Genomic DNA, 22707 nt, shown 5'->3' on the forward strand with positions numbered 1-22707 from the left:
GGATTGAAGATGAAGATTACAAAAGAGCAAGAAGAGAAGTTTAAAAAACTTGGGTTGAGCAGTTATATAGAGCTTGCTCTTATGGTACCTAGCTCTTACGAAGATCTAAGAGTTGGCGATAAACTTCAAATCCACGCTATGCAGCTTATAGATGCGACGGTAGAGTCCGTTTATAGAGCTCCAAATTCACTTCAGATAACCCTCTTTGCACACAATTTCGGACACACTATTACAGGCGTGATGTTCCGTCCAAAACCATATATGATGCATCAGTTCAAAGTAGGCGAGAGAGATTACTACTACGGAATGGTTGAGTGCAAAGGCGGTTTTTGCACTATCAGTATGCCAAAAAAAGTAACCAACATCGGCGAGATCACTCCGAAGTACAAATCACCGCTTAGAAGTGACGTTATGCTTCGGCTTATGAAAAGCGCTCTAACAAAAGAGAACCTTCTCTCAGAGGGGCTTAAAGAGGAGATCGCAGAGGAACTTTTAAGGCTTCATTTTCCCACACACACAACACCAAATTTAAGAGATTTGGATGCTAAAACGCTTTACGCTCTTAAATATAGCGAACTATTCAGCTATATGAAGCAGCTCTCAAACAAAAGAAGATACTTCAAAGCAATGACCTCTTCTCCTAGGGATTACAAAGAGTGGGCATCAACTCTTCCGTTTTATTTGACAGATGAACAGCTTAAAACCATAGAAGATATAAAAGCAGACTTCAGCAAAGAGTTCTCTGCCAGACGGATGGTGGTCGGAGATGTAGGCAGCGGTAAAACAATGGTCATCTTGGCATCTGCACTTATGATGCTTCCAAATCGCTCAATTCTGATGGCGCCTACGACCATACTTGCAAACCAGCTCTATGAGGAGGCTAAAAAGTTTCTTCCCATGATGAGAATAGCGCTTGTCACAAACAAAACAAAAGCCATAGATCTGGATGAGTATGATTTTATAGTAGGCACTCACGCTCTGCTTTACAGAGAGCTCCCATGTGCCTCTCTTGTCATGGTAGATGAGCAGCACCGTTTTGGAACGGCTCAGAGAAATCTGCTTGAGAAGTTGGTTGGCTCAGGAGAGAGAAAACCCCATTTTTTACAGTTCTCTGCCACCCCAATACCAAGAACACAGGCTATGATAGAGACGGCGCACATAGATGTCTCACTTATAACCTCCACGCCGTTCGTAAAAGATATAACAAGCAGAGTAATACATAAAAGTGATTTTAAAGAGCTTTTGGAGCATATAAAAGATGAGGTACAAAGAGGCAATCAAGTCCTGCTTGTCTACCCGCTGGTAGAGCAGAGCGAAGTTTTGGAGTATCAGAGCATCGATGAGGCAAGAGGGTTTTGGGAGAGCAGATTTTCCAATGTCTTTGTCACTCACGGAAAGGACAAAGAGAAAGAGGAGATATTGCTTGAATTTAGCAAAAATGGAGATATTCTTATAGCCACTACGGTCGTAGAGGTCGGCATCTCTCTGCCTCGCCTTAGCACGGTCATTATTGTCGGAGCCGAGAGGTTGGGACTCTCGACCCTGCATCAGCTTCGTGGGCGTGTAAGCCGCACAGGTCTTAAGGGGCACTGTTTTTTATATACGAACCAAAACTCATCTGAGCGTCTGGATAGATTTGTGCAGACAACAAGCGGTTTTGATATTGCGAACTTGGATTTGAAGTTTAGAAAAGGCGGAGATCTGTTAAAAGGGCATAATCAAAGTGGAAGTCAGTTTAAGTGGGTCGATTTGGCAGAAGATGAAGAGATAGTAAAAAGTGTAAAAGAGGATACATTGAATTAAAATTCTTGCTTCTTAGAAGCAAAGCTTTAGTAGCCTCAGCGGCTTGGAGCGCAGCAAAGAGATTGACTCTCTTTGCGGGACTATAGATTAGTATAGTCCGAACTTTCCGTCATTTCTCTTGTAGAGAACTCTTGTTTTTCCGTCGTTGTCTATGAAGATCTCAAATAGTTTCTTATTCTCTTTTATATCATTTAAGACATCTTCTACTTCACGCGGTTTGTATAGAGTAAGCTCAACCGGAACTATCTCATCTTCCATAGCTTCGCTTGCTTCATGTAGGTCTATACCATTACCTGCTTCATTTTTTGCTTCGTTTATGCCGTCTTTGTGATGGTGGTTGTCTTTGTCATGCATGCGGCGGAGTGCTTTTTGCGCTCTTGCTGTTGCCAAGTCAATAGCAGCGTAGAGATCTTCATCACTCTGTTTGATAACTATAGAGTTTTTATGTGCCAAATTTATAACAAACTCTATGACAGATAGAGGCTTGCCTTTTTTAGTCTGGCTTGTTGCGATCAGGTTTACAGAGATGATGTCCATATTGTATTTGCTAAGTGTTTCTATTGATGCATTCATGTGCGCTTTTATAGGCTCTGTAAGCTCCACATGTCTCCCAGTTAATGATATATTCATAGTAAATCCTTTTGATTGTAATTGTAAATTATTATATCATTAAATGGTTTAGAATAGCCACAATTTAGAGCTTTTGAATAGTTCTTCTAAAGTAGCGGATAGGTTCGGTTGTGATATCTGTTTTTGTTGAAACGACAACATCCATCAATACAGAACCGTTTTGTTCAGGAGTGTTAATATTGTTAATATACATATCGCATCCGCCAACATTGTTAGTAAAAACATATTGCACACTGACATTTACATCAAAAATACTAGTGATGTTGATATCAAAAGGAAGTGCAGTATATGTGTTTAAGCAGTTTGTGACAGGGTCTCTCTTTGCAATCTCTAACAGAGTTAATTCTACTGCGCTTTTTGCTACCAACTCAGCTTGCTCATAAAGGTAGAGGTCAACCGTTCTTTTTGTCGTCTCTGTGGTAAGAGAAAGAGAGAGAGCCATAATGGTAGAGATGACCACAATAACGGCTATTGCCATTATCATGGCAAAGCCTGAGCGCTTCTTGCGAGGATTGGTTTTTAAAATACTGTTTTTTCTTTGCATAACGAATAATCCTCCATCAAATCAGTTTTTACGCACACTTGAATCTTTACAATCGAACCTGCAGCTCTAAATCTAAAAGTATCTACATCCTTCATAATAAGCGCTTTTTTTCCATCTGTATAGCTCTCGCCTTCCCACGGTTGGTAGTCATAGTAAAGAGTCAAGTTCCCATCAGCCGGAGTATGCACAACAGCATTGGCAGTCCATGCAAGCTGGTAGTACTCATAAACATCAGTCCCTGTAAAGTTGTTATCGGCCCCTGTTGCTCCGTTTGTCGGTACAAACTGGTCTACAACGCCGTTGCTTCTTATGGGGTGCATAGCAACATCTTGGGTAGTTATAGCCCCTCCCCATCCATAGCCCGTGTAGATATCACTGTCTGAACCTACAAAGTAGATCGCGGCATTATCAATTCCGCTATTGGCGCTAGAGAGTGTGCTTATAAGAGTATCCAACTCTGCAGTGTCAGTGTTTGGAGAGACTAAAGTATTTTCATTGCTGTTAGGATCTCTCAAATCGATTATTCCGCTCCAGTGCGGCAGAACAGCACTGTTTCCGCGAAAACCGTCAATGTCAGTTGCTACCCACTCTAAAATTGTTGCAGTATCTCCATAATCAGAACTTGCCAAAGCTTTATAGTCGGCGGCGCTCTTTTTTGCAATAATAGAGTCTTTTATGCGGTACTGAAGTCTTGAAGCAATGGTCTCAACAGCAGCTGTACTTTGAGACTGGAGTCTGTTGTTGACACTTGAAAATATAAAACTTTTATACGCTTGAGAGAGAAGCTCAATGCCAAATTTTGCCAAGATTCCCATTATGACTATGACAAATATAAGCTCCAGAAGAGTAAAGGCAGCTCTACGCATTAAAATCTCCTCTTGTAGTAGTCTATTTCGCCGATGTTTGCGCTGTATATTTTTAGTACCGTAAGAAGCTTTGGAGGTGTTGCTGAATCATATACTGAGGCAGTAAGTACTTTTATATTGCTATCTGTTGCTGCTTGTGTGACAATGACTTGGCTCTGGTACTCCTGCTTGTATCCTGCAGCTTCTGCAGCACTAGTGTCAAACAGATCGCCAACAGTAGCATCAACCGCATTGTTAAGGTTGGGAAAAGTAGTATCTGTCGTATTTGCAAGCCCAGTAGTATTGCTGTCTAAACATCTTCTGTGATAAGGCTGATTTACATGACCGGGTCTTAATCTATCAGCATTACATGCGCCATTAACTTCAATAACTCTAGAAAGACGACTAAGAGCGTTGTCTTGCATAGAGTTTAAATCCCAATAGTACGATGTAGCTCCCATAAGTTCAGCAGAAGCGGCAAAGATGGCTTCTTGGACTATGTTGTCCTCTATTCCTTTTGATGTAACTTGCATCATCACAGGAAGAGACATAACGGCAATAGAGATAATCACGATAGCAAAGATAAGCTCTATCATTGTAAAAGCGGCTCTGCGAAGAGCGGATTTTCTTTTTACCACATGATTCTCCTATTTGTTGTTGCTGTATCTGGAATTTTTGTGGTAGTGCTCGTATTGTGCTCACCCGTCCAGTCTCCTGTGTCGTCAAACTCCACTTGGAACTCGTTTCTGGTGGCAAACGGGTCGCTTTCGTTGTAGATGAGCCATGGAGATGCTTCATTTTGCATAGTGGTTTTGTACGGATAATCTTTGCTTTCATCATAATCAAGAATTGTTACAGATGGATTTCCAAGTGGGTTGTCTGTTGCATCTACGATATCATCTATATTTGTTCCGCCTTTTTGAACAACTATGCCCACCGCACCGTCAGTCGGTGTAGCATGAAAAGGAGTGGGAATAACATACCATCTTGCATCATCTGTCCTTGTTGAGTTGATGCCGTTTGGAAGCAAAGATTTGTCACTACAGCCTGTTCCAAAGCAGTAAGCTTCAAAATATATATTTGCCGGATTATTAAGAGGAGTATTGTATCTCTGTCTTGAGGCATGTGTGCGACCGTAAACAAATGTAGCATTGCCTCCGACATTTACGCCGCTTACATTGTCTGTGTCTGTTGCGTTGATCTCATTTACGACGACTGCAAAAGGGTTTACGACTTTGCTTGTATTTCTATCGAAATTTATTTTGTAGTTAAACTCTGCCGTGCCGTTAGTATCGTTGCTGTCAAACTGTGTACTTGAAAAAGGTAGATTATACTCAGTTGTTCCAAGTACTAGCGGAATTGAGCCGTTGTCATCAGGGGTATAATGGTACCAGAGCAGTTTGGTCAGCGAGTCTGTTTCAGGGTTGTCTTTATTGATCGCATCTGCCAAAGTGAGTTTCATATTGCCGTCTTTTGCGTAACACTCGGCAGTGTAATTGCTTGTAACCGTATTTGTAAGGGTCTTCGCAGAGATGTTGACATCAAAAGACGCTGAGATATTGCGATCAGCATCATTTGGAAAGCGCTCAAAGTTTGAGAGGTATGTAAAACCGTTTGAGCCGTTCTCCAAGCCGCCTTCTATCCCAAAGTGGTGAGGAATAACTCTTATCTGTGTTACAAACGGCTCTATCAATCTATCAGCATCAGTAGTATCGTCTGCATCAACAACTGCAAATTCAAATCCTGCTCTTTCCTGCATTGTAAGATTGAATTCTCCAACATTATTTAAAGCGTAGTTGCCGGAAGCATCTCCATTTGTAAAATCAACAGGAGGAGTAAAGTTTATGCTCATCTCTTCACATGTTTTTGACGGGTCTGTTATATTGATATCAACTGCAAATGATGAGCCTTCAGTTTCGTTGTAATCAAGTGATGCCGCTCCTGTGTAATCTTCGGCATAAATAGTAAGCGGAACCGCTTCTCCTGCCTTAAAAGGGTCCGGCAGCATCGTAGTGTTAAAATCATTTGGACGGATTGCAAAATTGTCCTCAGAACATAGATCTCCTTGCATAGCATCAGCTAGACACATTGCGCATCCAAAGTCGGTGTTGTACTCTGAAGGCGAAATAGTTCTTATACGTCCACCACAGTTTCCATTGTATGCATTTGAGTCACATGGAGCAGAGGTACCAGGTGTTCCATCGCCATAGATACATCTCATAACATTGTCTTGAAATGCGGGAGGAAAGACAGAGAGAATGTTTTGTACATTGTTAAAGCAGGCAGGAACCAAACAAAGAGAGCTCTCAAGTGAACTGGTATTACAGTTTAAGCCATCTGCATTTTCAAGAAGCGCTCCCCAGTCATAAGATGTAATTTTAGCTCTTCTGTCTCTATAAGCTCTGTCTATAGTAAGTGCTCCAATATCAGTGTCTTCTTCCCCATGGCGAATTATGCCTTGTCCAAGATATTTTGCATCTGTGCAAGAGACTCCATCAGCATGCTCTAAAATAACAGTCATATCTACTGTGTCGTTTGGCTTGTCTGAGTATTGACCATCATAAGTTGCTACATTTCCTAGCGGGTCAAGATAGGAAGCATGAAGGTAAAACTCTTTGTTGATTATTTTAGTAGTAATACTTTTGTTTGAATCATAATCAAATCCTACCTCGTTAATTCCTACACTGCCTGAAGTTGCTGGAGGTATATAAGTACCACCTCCGCAATATTTAGAGTGAAAAGTGAGATCAACACTGTACGGAGTAGCATTGGTTTTTGATGTTCCTAGCAAGCCAAGATAATAGACTCTTTTTCCATCAGGCTGTGTCGGGTCTGCATAAACCGGTATAGTGGCAGTTTCACTGCGATATCCTGAGTCTAACTGACTTGTCGTGCCTTTGCTGAAAATAGTAGGACAGTTGTCTCCAAAGTCATAGTAGAGTATGAGTTTGTCATCACTCATCTCTGTATTTGTAAGGTTTACATCCAGATAGCCATCCTCATAAACAGTAATTTTGTAATATTGCCCATCAACAGAAGTTACGCCATTTGGGCTGGACTCCTCCACAAAAGCTGTGTCCTCATTGCTACAGTTGTCATCCGTTTCAAGAAGAGGTATTGCGTCGGCACAATAACTATTTATAAAAATTGTAACATTAGCCTCATTTGAATCTATACCATATTCATTTGTAACTCTATATGTAAAATAATCAACATCAGTAACTTCTGAGCCTGTATATGTATATGTAAAATTCCCGTCAGCTAAAATAGGGTTTGGTGATAAATTGCCGACACTTGGTGTAGTATTTGAAAGAACAGTAATATTGTTTTCCGTGTAGTAAGTACCATATGGATAGTCTGAAATAAGGCTGGCAACTAATGTGTCTGTAGGAGCAACAGAGTAATATCTGTCGTACGCAATAGGTATGGGATACCCTATGCTAACGGTTGCAACATTAGAGATTGTACCTTCGTTGTCCTCAACGGTATATGTAAAACTATCTGTTCCGTCAAAAGGGGATGGAGGAGTATATGTTATAGTGCCGTTTACATAATCAATGGTTATGCTTCCATCCACCGGATCAGTGGCTACAATTGAGGCTTTGTTTAAAGTTCCATCAAGGTCATAATCGTTTAGTAATACATCAATTATTGTGGGATTTACGCCGTCTGTCTCTGCAGCGTCATCAACAGCCACTGGAATTTGGTTACCAACATTAAGAGTTAGTGTTAATGTATAAGTCTGGTTTGATACTTCACCAGGTGCACTAGAACTCAAATAGATTGTTTGACCTGCATTATAAAAGAGAGGACCAAATGATGTTAATGTATGTGTTGTTTTATCAGGCATACTTGTTGTACTGACATCAAATTTTACAGTTGAGTTTCCAGATAGTTCAGCAGAAAAATAACCGCTCTCTATTATCGAAATTGTAAACTGATCAATATCATTTTGTTTAACAACTAAATTTGTTTGAGTATATCCGGTACTCGTTAGGCTGACAACATAATTGCCATATGTATCAGCAATTAGCGAAAACGTAAAAAACAAAACAATTAAAAAAGAGCGAAATAGATTCATTGGGTCCTCCAGGCAAAAGCATAAGCCTACTTACTAATCTTACATTATACTACCAATTCTACTTAATAAGCGCTTAATTATTTTAGCTAGGCTAAGAGATAGCCGTCGCGGTTAAATGGTTTTTAATATTTCAAGGTGTGGTTATTTTTTTAAAAAATCGGATATCTTCTCGCACACACCGTACTCTTTTGAGTCGCTTATAATGACTTGTGCAGCTCTGTTGTTGTCTGTATTGAAGATCATTGGACCTATAAAGTTTACTACGGAGTTTTCTATCGGGGTCTGGATCAAGACAGTGTTTAAAATGATCAGGTTTGAGTTTTTGTCTATCTCTAACATCTCTTGGATATTCTCAGGAACTTCAAAGTCGTACTCTCTTAGAACAAAAGGATCAATAAGAGTAAAGGAGATGTTTTCTTCATCTATGGACTTCATCTTCATAAAAATATCGTCGATCTTCTCCAAAGTTACCTCTTTTAAATCTTCAAAGCCTAAAATTGGGACGCAAATATCAAATTTCATAAAAAACCTTTTCGCTTACTTTTTTGTTAATTGTAGCACTTTAAGCATAAAATATACCTAGTTTAATGAGTGTTATATATCTTTTAGATAAAATATCAACCTATCTATAACTAGGAAAAAATTTAATGAAATTTAAAACTTACGCAATGCTCGCACTACTCTCAATGACGCTTCTTTTTACAGGTTGTTCAAAAGAGATCGAAGAGTATAACAAGCCTGCCATGTATTGGTACTCAAAGATTACGCAAAGCGTCTCAAACGGAGACCTTGAGAGAGCGGACTCTTACTACAGCTCACTTCAAGGAGAGCACATCGGCTCACCGCTTCTGCCTGAAGCTACAATGATACTGGCACTTGCCCACATGCAGCATGAAGAGTACCTCTTAAGTGAGTATTTTTTAGATGAGTATATAAAGAGATATGCGACGCCTAATGAAAAAGAGGAGGCGGAGTTTTTAAAGATAAAAGCAAAGTATAAAGCACTTCCGCATCCAAGACGTGATCAGGCACTTATAGATGATGCTATTGTCGAGGGTGAGAGATTTAAGCTCAATTATCCTGGTTCAATGTACGCTGAAGTTGTAAATACAATGCTTGTGCGTCTCTATCTTGCTCAATATGTTTTAAATGAGGAGATAACAGACCTCTACGAGAGGCTAGACAAGCCAAAGAGCGCAGAGTACTACAGAAGCATAAACCCGCAGCCGTGGATCGCCTCTTCAGAGGTTGACAGAGCGGTGGCTCCTTGGTACAGAGCTTGGTTTGAGGGGGACGGCACTTCAAGTTGGTACGACTTTATGATACCTGATACAAAAAGTGTGGTATCGAGAAATTCTATATCCGAGGAAGATGTTCAAGGAGAGAGTAATGAAACTAAGTGATTATAGTGAATTTCCTGCTGATATTCCTATAATAGCAGAGGATGAGCTCTTTTTATACCCGTTTATGATCTCACCGCTTTTTTTAAGTGATGAGAGCAATATAAAAGCCGCTACAAAGGCTATAGAAGAGAGCTCTTTGGTAATTGTCTGTTCTACAAAGCCATCCCATGAGGGAGAGAGAGATTTTGAATCTCTTTACAGTGCTGGTGTTGTAGGCTCAATTATGAGAAAAGTTGCACTTCCAGACGGAAGAGTTAAGGTTCTTTTTCAAGGTCTTGCACGTGCAAAGGTTGCTTATAAAGTATCTGATAACCCGCTTATAGCGCATGTTGAGGTTATTAATGCTACAAACGTAAACTCTCTAAAGATAGATGCTATCTTAGAAGTTGTACGTGAAAAGGTAAGAACTCTTGCCGGTGTGAGCAACTACTTTCCTCCCGATCTGCTAAGAACTATAGAGGAGAATCACGACCATAACAGAATAATCGACCTTATCTGCAGTACGGTAAAACTTAAAAAAGAGCAGGCCTATAATCTTTTTGTAGAGTCAAACACGGAGAAGAGGTTTTTAGACCTCATTGAGTATCTTATTGACGAGATAGAGGCGAATAAACTCCAAAAAGAGATTCGCTCTAAAGTACACAGCCATATAGAGAAGGTAAATAAAGAGTACTTCTTAAAAGAGCAGTTAAAGCAGATACAAAAAGAGCTTGGAACGGACACTTCAAGAGATGAAGAGATCGAGGAGTATCGCAAAAAGCTTGAGGCTAAAAAAGAGAAGATGAGCGAAGAAGCCTATAAAGAGATAGGCAAGCAGATAGACAGATTTTCACGTATGCACCCTGACTCTTCCGATGCCTCTATGACGCAGACATATCTTGATTGGGCTTTGGAGATACCTTTTGGGGATGAGAGCAAAAAGAAACTACATATAAGTGACGTACAAAATCAGCTAGATCGTGATCACTTCTCACTAGAGAAGCCTAAGCAGAGAATAACGGAATTTTTTGCGGTAAAAGAGCTTATGGAGCTTAGAGGCATAAAGAGCAACTCCGGTGCGATCATCTGTTTCTCGGGACCTCCCGGTGTAGGAAAGACCTCTCTAGCAAACTCTATCGCAGAAGCACTCAAACGCCCGCTTATCAGGATCGCACTTGGCGGGCTTGAAGATGTGAACGAGCTAAGGGGGCACAGAAGAACATATGTCGGTGCAATGCCGGGGCGCATAGTTCAAGGCATTATAGATGCTAAAAAAATGAACCCTGTGGTAGTCCTAGATGAGATCGACAAAGTTGCAAAAACAGGAAGAGGCGACCCTACTGCCGCACTTTTGGAGATACTAGATCCTGAGCAGAACAAGGAGTTTAGAGATTACTACTTAAACTTCAACATCGACCTCTCAAAAGTTATCTTTATAGCTACGGCAAACGATGTAGGCAGGATTCCCGCACCTCTGCGTGACAGAATGGAGTTTATTACCATAAGTTCATATACGCCGCAGGAGAAGTATGAGATCGCATCAAGATATCTGATCCCGCAGGAGCTTAAAAAGCATGGACTTAAAAAGTCTGAGGTCAGCATATCAAAGCCTGCACTAAAAGAGCTTATTCACAGCTATACGCGTGAAGCGGGCGTGCGTAATCTTCGCCACCGCCTTGCCAATATGTCAAGAAAAGTGGCACGTGAGATACTGGAACATCCTGAGGTAAGCAAAGTCTCACTTACCCTTAAAAATCTAAAAGAGTATTTTGATAAAACTGTTTTTGAGATTGAAAAAACTACAAGAGTCCCTGTCGTAGGAGTTGTAAACGGTTTGGCATGGACTGCGGTCGGCGGTGATGTCTTAAAGCTTGAGAGTATTCGCATAAAAGGCAAAGGTGGCATGCAGCTTACCGGAAGCCTCGGCGATGTTATGAAAGAGTCTGCACTAATTGCGTACAGCGTCGTAAAAACGTTAATAGATACGAAAAAATTAAAGATAGACGTTAAAAATATTCCTTTGACGATCAAAGAGAGAGAAGAAAAAACGGAAATGGATCCTAGCGAGGTGTATAAGCGATATGATCTCCATATTCACGTTCCTGACGGTGCTACTCCAAAAGATGGACCGAGTGCCGGCATAGCGATGGTAAGTGTTATATCCTCGATACTCAGTTCAAAAAAAGTGCGTTCGGAAATTGCCATGACGGGAGAGGTTTCTCTTAGCGGAGATGTACTGCCGATAGGCGGACTTAGAGAGAAACTTATTGCAGCACATAAGGCTGACATGAGCAAGGTTCTTATTCCTGTGAAAAATTATGAGAGAGATCTAGAAGATATTCCGCAGGAGGTCAGAGACTCTCTTGAGATAATCGCTGTGAGTAGAGTAGAAGAGGTTTTAAAACACGTTTTAGTGTAAACCTCTCTTTATATTTAGATTACGATAGAGTTTATTTTTTCAGTTAAGTCGTTGTTTCTGATCGGCTTCATTAAAAAGCCGTTCGCTCCAAGCTCTAAGGCTTCAGTTTTTTTCGTCTCATCGGTAGTAAGCACAATTATCGGAACCTGTTCTATATTTTCATCTGAGCGAACAACTTTTAGCATCTCCAAGCCGTTCATAACGGGCATAATAATATCTAAGAGTATAAGATTTATATCGCTTCTTGCCTTTAGGTGCCCGATCGCATCAGCTCCATTTTTTGCTTCTACTACCTCTTTAACATTAGGGTTCTTCATAAGCATCGATTTAAGAAGTTTAAGGTTGATCATATCGTCATCTACTGCTAATACTACTAATTCTTTTGACATCTTTTTACCTTTTAAGCATATTTTTTAAACAGAGATTGAAGTAACTCTCTGTTTACAACATTGTTTATGATCTCATCTACCTGTTCCTGGTGTTCTGCTGCATCTTTGTGGATGGAGTCATCAATTAGGACGATATGAGAATCAAGACTGTTTGAGCCGCTGAGTTTTCTAACACTTGATGCGATTTCATCAACATTTAGGTCGCTGTACTCCTTGTCAAAAAGTACGACTTTGTAAGAGTAATTATCTATTAGTTCTTTAAAGTCTACCAGTGAAGATGCGACTTCATACGTCAGCCCCATTCCCTCTATGATCCTTGTGTATAGTCTTGTCTCAAAAGCACTTTTCTTAGCTATAAGTATATCGGCTCTATATTCAGGCTTAGAAGGGTGTTCTACCGCTTCACTCAGCTTCTCTATAATAGCTTCCTGAGTTGCAGTGCTCTCTTGAGAGTGCTCCTCTTTGCTATCTTCTATCTTCTCTTTATCTTTTGCCAGATCGTTAACTTCGACAATGTGATTTGCCAAGAAGTGATTTAACACGGCAATGATCTCTGAGCGCACAAGAGGTTTAGTCGTGTACTCGTCAAGTCCTGCTGCCAAAAATTTTTCTCTATCTCCCTTAAGAGCATTTGCTGTTAGTGCGACAATTGGGATGTGAGGCTGTTTGTAATCCTCTTCCCACTCTAGTATCTCAGCAGTTGCCTCAACCCCGTCTAAGAATGGCATCTGAATATCCATGAATATCATATCAAAATTGCCGTCTTTTCTCTTTTGGAATGCGTCAAGACCATTGTTTGCGATAGTGACGCTTAAACCTAGGTCCTCAAGCGTTCTTTGGATAAGTTTTTGGTTGATTATATTATCTTCCGCAACTAGAACATTCGCTACAAATCTTGATGTATTAAGGTCAAATTTTTTGCGAGACTGTTTTTTAACGACTTGCATAGATGCGTTTGTCATAACATAGTTCTCTAGCGTCTGCTTTATTTTTGAAGCATGTAGAGGCTCATAGAGAATCTTGAATATGTCAAGACCAAGTCCGTCAACCTTTTTCATTAGATTTGATTTTGTTAAAACAATAAGCTCTTGAGGTAGTTTCGCAAGTTCTGCAAGCATCTCCTCACTTACGTAGTCATAATCTACAAAAAGAAGGTTGTAGTTAACATCTTTTTGCAAGATAGGCACCTTGCTTATCTCTTTAAACGTAGTGTACCCAACACCGAAGTAATCAAGATACTCTCTTAGGTATTTATCCTGTTTTTTTATCTTCATAGAGTCGCTTAGTATAAGTGCCTTAATGGTGTTAAAACTATCTTTTGAGCTCTCCGCAAGCGTCTCTACTTCTTCAAAATCAAGCGTAAAGAAGAATGTAGTTCCCTCTCCGACCTTACTATCAAGGTCGAGTTTTCCGCCCATTAGGTCTATGAAGCTGCTAGAAATAGTAAGTCCAAGACCTGTACCGCCGTATTTACGTGTAATAGAAGTATCTGCTTGAGAAAATGCTTCAAAGATCTTTGACTTTTGCTCTTCGGTTACACCTATACCGCTATCTTGAATCTCAAACTTGACTCTAGTTTTGCCAATTTCGCTAGAGTCAATTCTTCTTATATTGACGTTTATGGAACCCGCGTTGTTTGTAAATTTAACAGCATTGGAGAGGAGGTTGATGATAACCTCTTTGAGTTTAGTAGGATCTCCTTTAAGAGGAAACTCAAGACTTGGATCGATGAAGCAGCCAAGGTTTATATGCTTCTCACTTGCGCGAACCGCATAAACTTCAACTGCACTCTCAAACTCAAGGATTGGATTGAAAGCGATATTTTCAATCTCAAGTTTATTGCTCTCGATCTTGGAGAGGTCAAGAATATTGTTGATGATCTCAAGAAGGTTTTCAGAACTTTTCTCGATAATATCGACAAACTCGCTCTGCTCCTCTTGGAGACCTGAATCTTTAAGAAGTTCCGTAAATCCGACGATTCCGTTAAGAGGAGTACGGATCTCGTGCGACATATTTGCAAGGAACATAGATTTTGCTTCACTAGCCTCTTGAGCTGAGATCTTATCTTTCTTGGTTTGCTCAATGATCTCTTCAAGAAGTTCATACGCAAGGTCGGTACCCTGTGCAGTGTGGAGGTTGATTTTTCTATCTTGAGAATCGTAGTCTTCAGCAACTTTTTCAAGGACGCTCTCAAGGTGTTTGATGTTGTTTGCGATCTCATTTGAGAGAATATAACCTAGAATAGCAAGAATAATAGCTATCAACCAAGCTCCCAATGTAATAACAAGTATCTGCAGGGAATCGTCTTGAACCTGTTGTGCTCTAAGATCCATCGCGTCAAGCATAATGTTCTCAGCTTCTGAGATGATATTGATCTTCTCTGATAGCATTGTAAACCAGATACCAGAAGTTATGTCATACTCTCCGGTCTCTGCTTGAGAAATAATTGCCGTTCTTTCACTGTTTATATCTTCAAGAAGTTCCAGAGTATCTTCTGTTTTAAATAGTTCATTTAATTTGTTTGCCAAAGCTCTATTTTGAATACTCTCATAGTTGATCGCATCGGCTTTTCCTATAAGTGAGATCCACTTATTTAGATCTTCACTTGTAAGCTCCGCAGAACGAGAGATAAGATACGACATATATCCTCTCTCAACCCCTGATGCCTCTTTAGCGTTAACCATTGATATATAAAGGTTATAGAGCTCATTGATATCTCTATCTATTTGGCTTTCCGTAAGCTGTTGGAGCTGGCTTACCAAGATGTCTTGAGCCGAACTGTATACGTTTGTAAACATCTCATCAAAATCAATATTGTTAGCATCTACAAGAGGTCTGATCTCCTTGATCTTGTTGATTGCAGCTATCGTGCTTTGCATATTGGCACATGTAAGACAAGCAGCATTGCCGCCCTCGCTGGTGTGCTTATGAAGAAGTTCGTTATTTTCTATATAGTTGAGATATTTCTCTGTCTTTTCATCAACAATTTTTCTCTGCTCGTTTAGAGATTTCAGAATATTTTCGGTTTTATTGCCGAGGAACATAGAGCTCATACCACGTTCTCTTGCGACATTACCTACCACTTCATTTAAGAGTTTGTTTTGATTTAGTTTCTCTTGCAGCTGCTGAGCCATCTTGTAGTTCATGAATGAGTTGTAAACAAAGTAACTGCTGAGCGCAAACAGTACGATGATCGGCAAAAGACTTATGAGTCTTAGTCTGTTTTTTAATCCAAGTTGCATTACTTATCCTCTATAGTTTGAGATTAGATTTAATTTCGAGATTATCTTTTCTACAAGATTTTTGCTGTCCAAGTCATCAGAAGAGCTGATAATGGCCTTTAACTCATCATCAAAATCGTGGATTCTCATATTTTCGCTCATTCCTCTTAATTTTACTGCTGTAGCTTTACATGCGCCAAGATTGTCTTTTTCAACATAATCAAGCATTGAGCTGCTAAGCTCTTTTGCTTCGTTGACGTAATCATCAAAGAGTTCGTTAAAACTTTCAATATTTAAACCCATCTCATGTGCTATCTGTTTTTTGTCGTATGTGAACGCTACATCTGGTGTTTTTTCTTGAGATGCTTCTTTATTGATAGCATCTTGTGCAAAATCTTCAAAAGTTTCAATGTTCTCTTCTATTATTGAAGGAAGCTTTTCGATACTCTGCTCTTTTATCTCAGAAGCTTGATTTAGAAACTCATCATCCGCAAGTTCCGGAACCTCGATCGAGTCAGGGACTTGAGAGTCTTCAATGTTTGGAGTAGAAGCAACAGCATCCTCTTTTATGGATAGAATAAAATCATCCTCGTCATCTTTAGAACTCTCTTTATGGTTAACTTCTTCTATTGTAGTACCATCTGTGTTTGAGAGCTTATTTATGATTCTGTAGAGTCTGTCAAGATTTGTTTTTATCTCTGAGTACTCTTCAAGCGAGTTTACTTTTGTCAACGCATCAAGTGCATCCTCTACTCTAAGATTTGCCGCAACACCTTTTAGTTTATGTGACTGAATTCTAAGGTTGTCTAGATCTCCATCTTTTGCAGATTCGTAGAGATCGCTCTTGAAGCTGTTAGCCTGTGCAATGAAGTCTTGGATAAACTCCTCTACAAGATCTATCGGCAGACCAAGCTCCTCTGATGCCGTTTGTGGGTTGTACATATAGTTTGCATAAGGGTTATCCGCTTCACTCTCTGTTACCTCTTTTTCTATCTTTTGAATCGGCTTTGCTGGTTCTTTTTGTGGAGTTTCTATTTTCTCGTCAAAGTCAGATTCAGGTGTATAGTCAAAATCATCTTCATCTATCTCAACATCAAGCGAGAGACTCTTTTCTAGATCAGCTTTTGATACACTCTCCTCTATTTCAGAGTCTATTTCATCAAAATCCGCTTCATAAGGGTCGTAAGATGTTTGAGTTGATAGGCTCTCAGTTGCTGCCGGAGTGTGGTAAAGCTCCTCTACTTCAGGAGCAGGTTTCGCTGCAGCGGTGCCTTTTTTAGCAATGTCTGCTGAGAATTTTTGGCTCTGCTCACCAGTTAGAGCTTTAATACTCGGAAGGTTGATCCTATAAGCTTTTTCCAAAGGGTTTTGAACTAGGTACATAGTTTGAATCTCTATCGGAGTACTAAAGTTTTTGCCTTTTACATTTATGATAACTTTAGAGTCTATACCGCTCTCGTTACAAGTTATGTAATCGATCCAATGTACATGTTTAAAGTTGTGTATGTAACCTGGAGTTTTCACAAAGAGGTTCGCAAAATCATCAACCTCGTTTTGAAGTTCTGCTAAGCTTGATAAGCCTAGAGCCTTTAAATAACTCTCATCAATTCCTAAAAACTCTTTTTTATGATTATAGATTAACATTTGAACCCTTTAGTTTGTTTTACTGTTTTTTTGTTGGATGTTTTTTCTTGGAGAAGGCTTGCTTACCGATATAAACCCTGTTATCTGTTCTTGCTTGTTAAACACAGGAGCGATTTCCATATCTACCCAGTAGTAGCATCCGTCTTTACGAAGGTTTTTGAGCATTCCGTTGTAGACTTGACCGCTATTTAATGTTTTCCACATCTTCTCAAAAGTAGCTTCTTCGACGTCAGGATGTCTGATAATATCATGATTGCTACCCATCAGTTCATCAACCGTATAGCCGGATACCTCACAAAATTTCCTATTTACAAAGGTTATATTGCCGTCCAAGTCCGTTTGACTGATGGCGACCTTACCTTCAAAAATATACTCCTCATCTTTTGGTATAACTTTGTCCATGAAAAACCTTTGTATAATATAGTAGGTGCATAAATTGCACTAAATATAGCATTAATAATTTAAAAAAAAACTTATTTATAAATATTTTTTATGATATTGGCATCTTTTATGTTTAAAACTGAGCTTATCTCCTCTATGCTTACTTTTTTCAACATCTCAAACGTTCCGAAGTGTTTTATAAGTTTGACGATCTTTGCCTGCGAGATACCTTTTAGTTCCAGCAGTCTGCTCTCTTGGTCTAGCTTTAGTTTTGTTTTCTTATGAAAATTTATGGCACATCTGTGGGCTTCATCTCTCAGTTTTTGTACCCAATGAAGTCTTTTATCGCTATCTTTGAGTCTAAAAATATCATCTTTTATGTGGATAATATCGCTCGCTTTTCCTTTTGCTCTGTGCGCTTTTGCATCTATCTTCTCTTTAGATATGGCGATAACATCGAGATATGTACCGCTTGATTCTAAGATCTCAAGTGCAAGTTTTAAAAGTGTCGCTCCACCGTCAATGATCCATAGATCAGGAGGAGAATTTTTTGCAAAGCTCTCTGCTCTTTTTGTGAGAAGTTCTCTCATTTGTGAGTATTCATCTTTTGAATCAAGATGGTAGGTCCTGTAGCTTTTTTTATCAAATTTCCCACTCTCATATACAGCCATGGCCCCGACAGTGGCAACTCCAGCCATATGCGAATTGTCGAATACTTCTACCCTAAGCGGGAGTTTTTGCAGGCTAAATAGCTCTTTGATCTCATCTGCCATCTCATCTGAGTTATGTTTATGCTCTCTCTTTAAAAGCTCTGCGGCATTTATGAGGGCTAGCTCTATAAGCTGCTTTTTATCTCCCCTTTTTGGCACTCTGATCTCTGCTTTTTTCTCAAAAAGAGTTGTGAGATACTCCTCAATTATCTCTCTTCCCTCAAAGTCAGACGCGACTAAGATAGGCGCAATTATCGGCGGTTTTTCGCCCGAGTAAAAATCCATAAGGACTCTTTGGTAGAGCTCATTTTCATCATACCCCTCATGCAGCTGAATATAGTCATGAGAAGAGGAGATTATCTTGCCCTCGCGCATAAAAATCCTCACGACAACCGCTCTATGTTCGGTATGTTCTAGTACAAAGATGTCGTAGTTCTCATCGCTTGCAAAATCTATCTCGCTCTTTATCTCGGAGCGGCTTATCCTCTCGCATCTGTCTCTAAGTTCGCCTGCCTCTTCAAACCTTAGATTTTGTGCATAAAAAAGCATTCTCTCTTCGAGTTTTTTAAGGAGTGTTTTTTTGTTTTGGATCAGCTCCTTTGCCAGATCCAGCTCTTTTGCGTACTTCTCTTTTGAGACATCCAGCTCACATGGACCAAGGCACTTTCTTATCTGGTAGTAGAGGCATAGTTTTTTTGATTTAAGACACCCTTTTTTTTGAACAAGCTTGCATATCTCATATATGGAGTCCAAAATATCTCTTGCACCCACGGAGTAGGGACCGTAATATTTAATATCTGCAGACTTTATGATCTTTCGTGTTATCTCAAAACGTGGATACTCTGCAGAATTGTCTATATAGATGTAGGGGTATGTCTTATCGTCTCGAAGCAGAATATTGTATTTGGGTGCGAGCTGTTTTATGAGTGAGTTCTCCAAAATAAGCGCGTCATGTTCTGAGTTTACCACTATGTAGTTCATAGAGAGGGTTTGTGAGATCATCTTTGTGATTCTGCTTGATAGGTTTGTGTTTGGTTTTAGATTTGGCGTGAAGTTAAAGTAGCTTTTGACTCTCTTTGCAAGACTTTTTGCTTTACCTATGTAGAGAAGACGTCCGTCTTTGTCGAAATATTGGTAGATTCCAGCCGAGTCGGGGAGCTGTTTTATAGTCTCTTCAAGATTCATTATTGTTTGCTTTTTTTATGATCTCTTGTATGGAGCGTACTAGTGAATTTAGTTTTTCGTCGTCTATGTTTATTTCAAAGTTCCCGCTTGAGCGTTCATGGTAGACATGTTCTGTCTCTTTATGCTCTTGCAGGCTTCTTTTGGGCGTATGCGTCACAAAAGCTTTAATATCATCAAAAAGAGGTGCGTCGCACTCTTTGCACTCTAGAGGCGTATGAAACTTTAAAGCACTTTTAATGCTTTGTATACTATTATCAAACTCTTGTTTTCCGACGGGGTGGTTAAAGACGAAAAACAGGGTTCTGTTTTTTATGTAGGCAAAGTTGATCATTCTCTGCACAGGCGGCGTAAACATTGATTGCACTATTTTTATACATTTATAATAAGATAACTTAGAGAGTTGGGGTCTACTTTGAAGAGAATTTATAATTTGACTGGCGTTTTTCATTCGATAATTATAACAATGTTTTTATTAAGTTTGAGTGGATGTGGATACAAGGCGGATCCATATTATGAAGAGGCGCCGCAAAGTGATAAGAACGTAAAGTTCATTATCAAAAAAAGCGACAATAACGAAAGCAGCAACTAAAATAGATGAAATATGACGTAATAATCGTAGGTGCAGGAGTAGCGGGACTTTACGCTGCAATGCATATACCGCGCGAAAAAAAGGTGCTCATTATAAATAAGAGGGAGACCTTTAAATGCAATAGCTTTTATGCCCAAGGCGGCATAGCTTTGGCGATAGATGCAGAGGATATTCCTCTGCATGTACAAGATACTCTTGATGCTGGAGCGGGGCTTTGCAACGAAGATGCGGTCAGGGTTTTAAGCGAAAACTCAAGAGCGACAATCGATGATCTTATAGAGCGTGGATTTAGTTTTGACAGAGACAAAGACGGAAACCTGCTCTATACAAAAGAGGCGGCTCACTCCAAAGAGCGTATACTTCACGCAGGCGGAGATGCAACAGGCAGATATATGCACTACTTTTTACTTCAGCAAAACCCGCACCCGATGCTAAGCGATGCCAGAGTGGTCGATCTTCTCATAAAAGATGGCGAGTGTTACGGTGTTACGGTGCTTGACCATAGAGAGAGCAGAAATATATATGCGGATAATGTCATTATAGCAAGCGGGGGAGTCGGTTCGCTATATGAGTACCACACAAATGCTCCTTGCATCAGTGCCGATATGCAGGGACTCTGCGTTCTAAAAGGGATAGAACTCTCTGATATGGAGATGATGCAGTTTCATCCAACCGTTTATGTGGATAACAACTCCGCACAAAAGATGCTTCTGACCGAGGCGTTAAGGGGAGAGGGCGCTACTATCGAAGATGAAAAAGGGAGACGATTTCTTTTTGATTATGATGAGAGGGGAGAACTTGCCTCTAGGGATATAGTGAGCAAGGCCATATATGACTACAGTAAAAAGACTCTTATGCAGACCTATCTCTCATTTAAAAATTTTGATAGAGACTACTTTATGCAAAGATTTCCAAATATATATAAAAATCTTCAGCTTTTGGGGTTTAACGTACCAAAAGACAGGGTTCCGATATCACCCGCATTTCACTATGCGATAGGCGGAATAAAGACAGATATAAACGGTGCTGTTCCAAGTGTTAAATCACTTTATGCGATAGGTGAGGTCGCTTCCACTAAAGTTCACGGAGCTAACAGGCTTGCTTCAAACTCTCTACTAGAAGGTCTTGTATTTGGTAAAAGAGCCGTAGAGGATATGTTTAGAAAAAAACATGTTAAAAAAGATCTTAAATTTGAAGTCAGCGATGAGGTTATGAGCCTAAAAGAGGATAAAGCCAAAAAGAATCTTCTTCGCAAGATCATGTGGGAGAACGTCTCCATAGTCAGGACAAAGAGCGGGCTAAACAGCGCATTGAACCAAATTAATGCTCTTTTAAATGAAAAAATTGGTAAACTTCTCAAATTTCGTTTACTGACTGCAAAAGAGATCGTCTTAGCAGCGTTAGCAAGAGATGAATCTATCGGTGTACATTTTATAGAAAAGGATAGTAATGATTAAATTGTTAATTATTATGCTCAGTTTTAGTTTTGCATTCGCAAGTTCGGGTGGCGGCAGCCCAGAGGTCATTCCGGATTTGACATTTACATGGGTCGGGTTCGCGGCACTTGTTATATTTGTTATAGGTTATTACTTTGTTGCAATGGAAGAGAAATATCACATAGATAAAGCTAAGCCGGCACTCTTCATCGGTACGTTTATGTTTATTTTAATAGCTGTCTACTATATGCTCAATGACTTAAGTATGGATCTTGTTCATACTCAGGCACAGCATCTTATCTTAGAGATCGCAGAGATATTCTTCTTCCTCTTTGTTGCTATGACCTATATTGAGACACTGATCCATATGAATGTGTTTGAGAAGCTCAAATACAATCTTATCTCAAAAGGGTACAGCTATAGAAAACTTTTCTGGCTGACCGGATTTTTGGCATTTTTCCTCTCTCCGATAGCAGATAACTTGACAACAGCGCTTATTCTCTCAACTGTTCTAATTACTATCGAGCGCAGTAAAACATCGTTTTTGGTTCCGGGTGCTATCAATATAGTTGTTGCGGCAAATGCAGGCGGTGCATGGAGCCCGTTTGGAGATATTACTACGCTTATGGCATGGACGGCAGGCAAGGGCGCGTTTACAGACTTTATGTTCCTCTTTCCTGCATCAATCGGCGGATATCTGGTCACTGCATTTTTACTAAGCAAGTTCGTGCCTGAGACTCAGCCTGATTTTGATGTTTCAACAGAAAAAGTTCCTGAGCTTATGAAGGGGGCTAACAGAGTGATCGCTCTTGGTGTGATAACGATTGCTTCTGCAGTTCTTTCTCATCAGCTTCTTCATCTTCCTGCAATGTGGGGTATGATGTTCGGTTTGGCACTTCTTAAAATTTACCAATACAGACTCAAGAGAAAATATAACTCTCATCTAAATATATTTGAGTCAATGAGTAAGATCGAAAACAACACGCTTCTCTTTTTCTTTGGAATATTAGCGGCTGTCGGTGCGCTCTATTTTATAGGTTGGCTTGGACTCGCAGCAGTTGTTTATGATCCATCAGTTCTTGGACCTACATGGTCAAATATAGGAGTCGGTATCCTCTCGGCGATCGTAGATAATGTTCCTGTTATGTCGGCGGTGCTAAAAGCCAGTCCTGATATGGGGCTTGATCAGTGGATGCTTGTGACTCTAACAGCGGGAGTAGGGGGTTCTCTTATCTCCTTTGGTTCTGCTGCCGGAGTCGGTGTTATGGGTAAACTACCTGGCATCTATACCTTTAGCGCACACATGAGATACTCCTGGACTATTTTTATAGGCTATGTGGTCTCTATTGCGATTTGGTATGTTCAGTATGAAGTATTAGGTTTCTATATTAAACATTAATCTTAATTATTGTATCCTTTCACATTGTGAAAAGGGTACATCCCCTCTC

At 39.9% G+C, this 22707-nt stretch carries 17 protein-coding genes; 5 read left to right on the forward strand and 12 right to left on the reverse strand.

Annotation, left to right across the window (positions count from 1 at the left end):
- Positions 1-9 precede the first annotated feature (9 nt).
- The gene (gene recG, locus FCU45_RS02185; protein ID WP_137011818.1) at positions 10-1803 is read left to right on the forward strand and encodes an ATP-dependent DNA helicase RecG; all 1794 of its coding nucleotides are present in this window, start codon (positions 10-12) and stop codon (positions 1801-1803) included.
- A gap of 87 nt (positions 1804-1890) precedes the next feature.
- Here the strand turns inward: recG and hpf are convergent, their stop codons facing one another.
- From hpf to fliW, 6 genes are all read right to left on the reverse strand, one after another.
- Positions 1891-2433, reverse strand: a complete 543-nt coding sequence (hpf, locus tag FCU45_RS02190) for a ribosome hibernation-promoting factor, HPF/YfiA family (protein ID WP_137011820.1) — start codon at positions 2431-2433, stop codon at positions 1891-1893.
- A gap of 64 nt (positions 2434-2497) precedes the next feature.
- Entirely contained in the window at positions 2498-2977 is a 480-nt protein-coding gene (locus FCU45_RS02195) for a hypothetical protein (protein WP_137011822.1), read from the reverse strand.
- The gene (locus tag FCU45_RS02200; protein WP_137011824.1) at positions 2953-3843 is read right to left on the reverse strand and encodes a type II secretion system protein; all 891 of its coding nucleotides are present in this window, start codon (positions 3841-3843) and stop codon (positions 2953-2955) included. Before FCU45_RS02200 ends, FCU45_RS02195 begins: the two co-directional genes overlap by 25 nt.
- Positions 3843-4460, reverse strand: a complete 618-nt coding sequence (locus FCU45_RS02205) for a type II secretion system protein (RefSeq protein WP_137011826.1) — start codon at positions 4458-4460, stop codon at positions 3843-3845. Before FCU45_RS02205 ends, FCU45_RS02200 begins: the two co-directional genes overlap by 1 nt.
- A complete protein-coding gene (locus FCU45_RS02210; protein WP_137011828.1) occupies positions 4454-7903 on the reverse strand; it encodes an Ig-like domain-containing protein in 3450 nt (1149 codons plus the stop codon). Before FCU45_RS02210 ends, FCU45_RS02205 begins: the two co-directional genes overlap by 7 nt.
- Before the next feature lie 141 nt (positions 7904-8044).
- Entirely contained in the window at positions 8045-8425 is a 381-nt protein-coding gene (fliW, locus tag FCU45_RS02215; protein ID WP_137011830.1) for a flagellar assembly protein FliW, read from the reverse strand.
- Positions 8426-8550: 125 nt separating this feature from the next.
- On the opposite strand from fliW, the gene FCU45_RS02220 reads away from it, so the two are divergent.
- Together FCU45_RS02220 and lon are read left to right on the forward strand one after the other, a co-directional pair.
- Positions 8551-9306, forward strand: a complete 756-nt coding sequence (locus tag FCU45_RS02220) for an outer membrane protein assembly factor BamD (RefSeq protein ID WP_137011832.1) — start codon at positions 8551-8553, stop codon at positions 9304-9306.
- On the forward strand, positions 9293-11704 hold the full coding sequence (lon, locus tag FCU45_RS02225) for an endopeptidase La (protein ID WP_137011834.1): 2412 nt from the start codon (positions 9293-9295) through the stop codon (positions 11702-11704). Before FCU45_RS02220 ends, lon begins: the two co-directional genes overlap by 14 nt.
- 14 nt (positions 11705-11718) lie before the next feature.
- On the opposite strand, the gene FCU45_RS02230 is transcribed toward lon, so the two are convergent.
- The 6 genes from FCU45_RS02230 to FCU45_RS02255 form a co-directional block, all read right to left on the reverse strand.
- Complete coding sequence (locus FCU45_RS02230) at positions 11719-12093, reverse strand: response regulator (RefSeq protein WP_137011836.1); 375 nt, start codon at positions 12091-12093, stop codon at positions 11719-11721.
- 11 nt (positions 12094-12104) lie between these two features.
- A complete protein-coding gene (locus tag FCU45_RS02235; RefSeq protein ID WP_137011838.1) occupies positions 12105-15335 on the reverse strand; it encodes an ATP-binding protein in 3231 nt (1076 codons plus the stop codon).
- 3 nt (positions 15336-15338) lie between these two features.
- Positions 15339-16958 (reverse strand): Hpt domain-containing protein, encoded by a 1620-nt coding sequence (locus tag FCU45_RS02240; RefSeq protein ID WP_137011840.1) that lies wholly within the window; start codon positions 16956-16958, stop codon positions 15339-15341.
- A gap of 9 nt (positions 16959-16967) precedes the next feature.
- Positions 16968-17360, reverse strand: a complete 393-nt coding sequence (locus FCU45_RS02245; protein ID WP_137011842.1) for a PAS domain-containing protein — start codon at positions 17358-17360, stop codon at positions 16968-16970.
- A 71-nt stretch (positions 17361-17431) separates the two neighbouring features.
- Positions 17432-19234 (reverse strand): excinuclease ABC subunit UvrC, encoded by a 1803-nt coding sequence (uvrC, locus tag FCU45_RS02250; protein WP_137011844.1) that lies wholly within the window; start codon positions 19232-19234, stop codon positions 17432-17434.
- Entirely contained in the window at positions 19224-19589 is a 366-nt protein-coding gene (locus tag FCU45_RS02255) for a hypothetical protein (protein ID WP_246032212.1), read from the reverse strand. The genes uvrC and FCU45_RS02255 overlap by 11 nt, the downstream gene beginning before the upstream one ends.
- Before the next feature lie 239 nt (positions 19590-19828).
- Here FCU45_RS02255 and nadB point away from each other — a divergent pair, with 239 nt between their 5' ends.
- Both nadB and nhaD read left to right on the forward strand, forming a co-directional pair.
- Positions 19829-21280, forward strand: coding sequence for an L-aspartate oxidase (nadB, locus tag FCU45_RS02260; RefSeq protein ID WP_137011848.1), 1452 nt, complete (start codon positions 19829-19831; stop codon positions 21278-21280).
- Positions 21273-22658 (forward strand): sodium:proton antiporter NhaD, encoded by a 1386-nt coding sequence (gene nhaD, locus FCU45_RS02265; RefSeq protein ID WP_137011850.1) that lies wholly within the window; start codon positions 21273-21275, stop codon positions 22656-22658. Before nadB ends, nhaD begins: the two co-directional genes overlap by 8 nt.
- Positions 22659-22707 lie beyond the last annotated feature (49 nt).

The sequence above is a fragment of the Sulfurimonas crateris genome (assembly GCF_005217605.1).
Taxonomy (GTDB): Bacteria; Campylobacterota; Campylobacteria; order Campylobacterales; family Sulfurimonadaceae; genus Sulfurimonas; species Sulfurimonas crateris.

Bases quoted from the DNA above. Each gene is read 5' to 3' on its own strand.
- recG (WP_137011818.1), top strand. From the start codon at position 10: ATGAAGATTACAAAAGAGCAAGAAGAGAAGTTTAAAAAACTTGGGTTG.
- hpf (WP_137011820.1), bottom strand. From the start codon at position 2,433: ATGAATATATCATTAACTGGGAGACATGTGGAGCTTACAGAGCCTATA.
- FCU45_RS02195 (WP_137011822.1), bottom strand. From the start codon at position 2,977: ATGCAAAGAAAAAACAGTATTTTAAAAACCAATCCTCGCAAGAAGCGC.
- FCU45_RS02200 (WP_137011824.1), bottom strand. From the start codon at position 3,843: ATGCGTAGAGCTGCCTTTACTCTTCTGGAGCTTATATTTGTCATAGTC.
- FCU45_RS02210 (WP_137011828.1), bottom strand. From the start codon at position 7,903: ATGAATCTATTTCGCTCTTTTTTAATTGTTTTGTTTTTTACGTTTTCG.
- fliW (WP_137011830.1), bottom strand. From the start codon at position 8,425: ATGAAATTTGATATTTGCGTCCCAATTTTAGGCTTTGAAGATTTAAAA.
- FCU45_RS02220 (WP_137011832.1), top strand. From the start codon at position 8,551: ATGAAATTTAAAACTTACGCAATGCTCGCACTACTCTCAATGACGCTT.
- lon (WP_137011834.1), top strand. From the start codon at position 9,293: ATGAAACTAAGTGATTATAGTGAATTTCCTGCTGATATTCCTATAATA.
- FCU45_RS02230 (WP_137011836.1), bottom strand. From the start codon at position 12,093: ATGTCAAAAGAATTAGTAGTATTAGCAGTAGATGACGATATGATCAAC.
- FCU45_RS02235 (WP_137011838.1), bottom strand. From the start codon at position 15,335: ATGCAACTTGGATTAAAAAACAGACTAAGACTCATAAGTCTTTTGCCG.
- FCU45_RS02240 (WP_137011840.1), bottom strand. From the start codon at position 16,958: ATGTTAATCTATAATCATAAAAAAGAGTTTTTAGGAATTGATGAGAGT.
- FCU45_RS02245 (WP_137011842.1), bottom strand. From the start codon at position 17,360: ATGGACAAAGTTATACCAAAAGATGAGGAGTATATTTTTGAAGGTAAG.
- uvrC (WP_137011844.1), bottom strand. From the start codon at position 19,234: ATGAATCTTGAAGAGACTATAAAACAGCTCCCCGACTCGGCTGGAATC.
- FCU45_RS02255 (WP_246032212.1), bottom strand. From the start codon at position 19,589: ATGTTTACGCCGCCTGTGCAGAGAATGATCAACTTTGCCTACATAAAA.
- nadB (WP_137011848.1), top strand. From the start codon at position 19,829: ATGAAATATGACGTAATAATCGTAGGTGCAGGAGTAGCGGGACTTTAC.
- nhaD (WP_137011850.1), top strand. From the start codon at position 21,273: ATGATTAAATTGTTAATTATTATGCTCAGTTTTAGTTTTGCATTCGCA.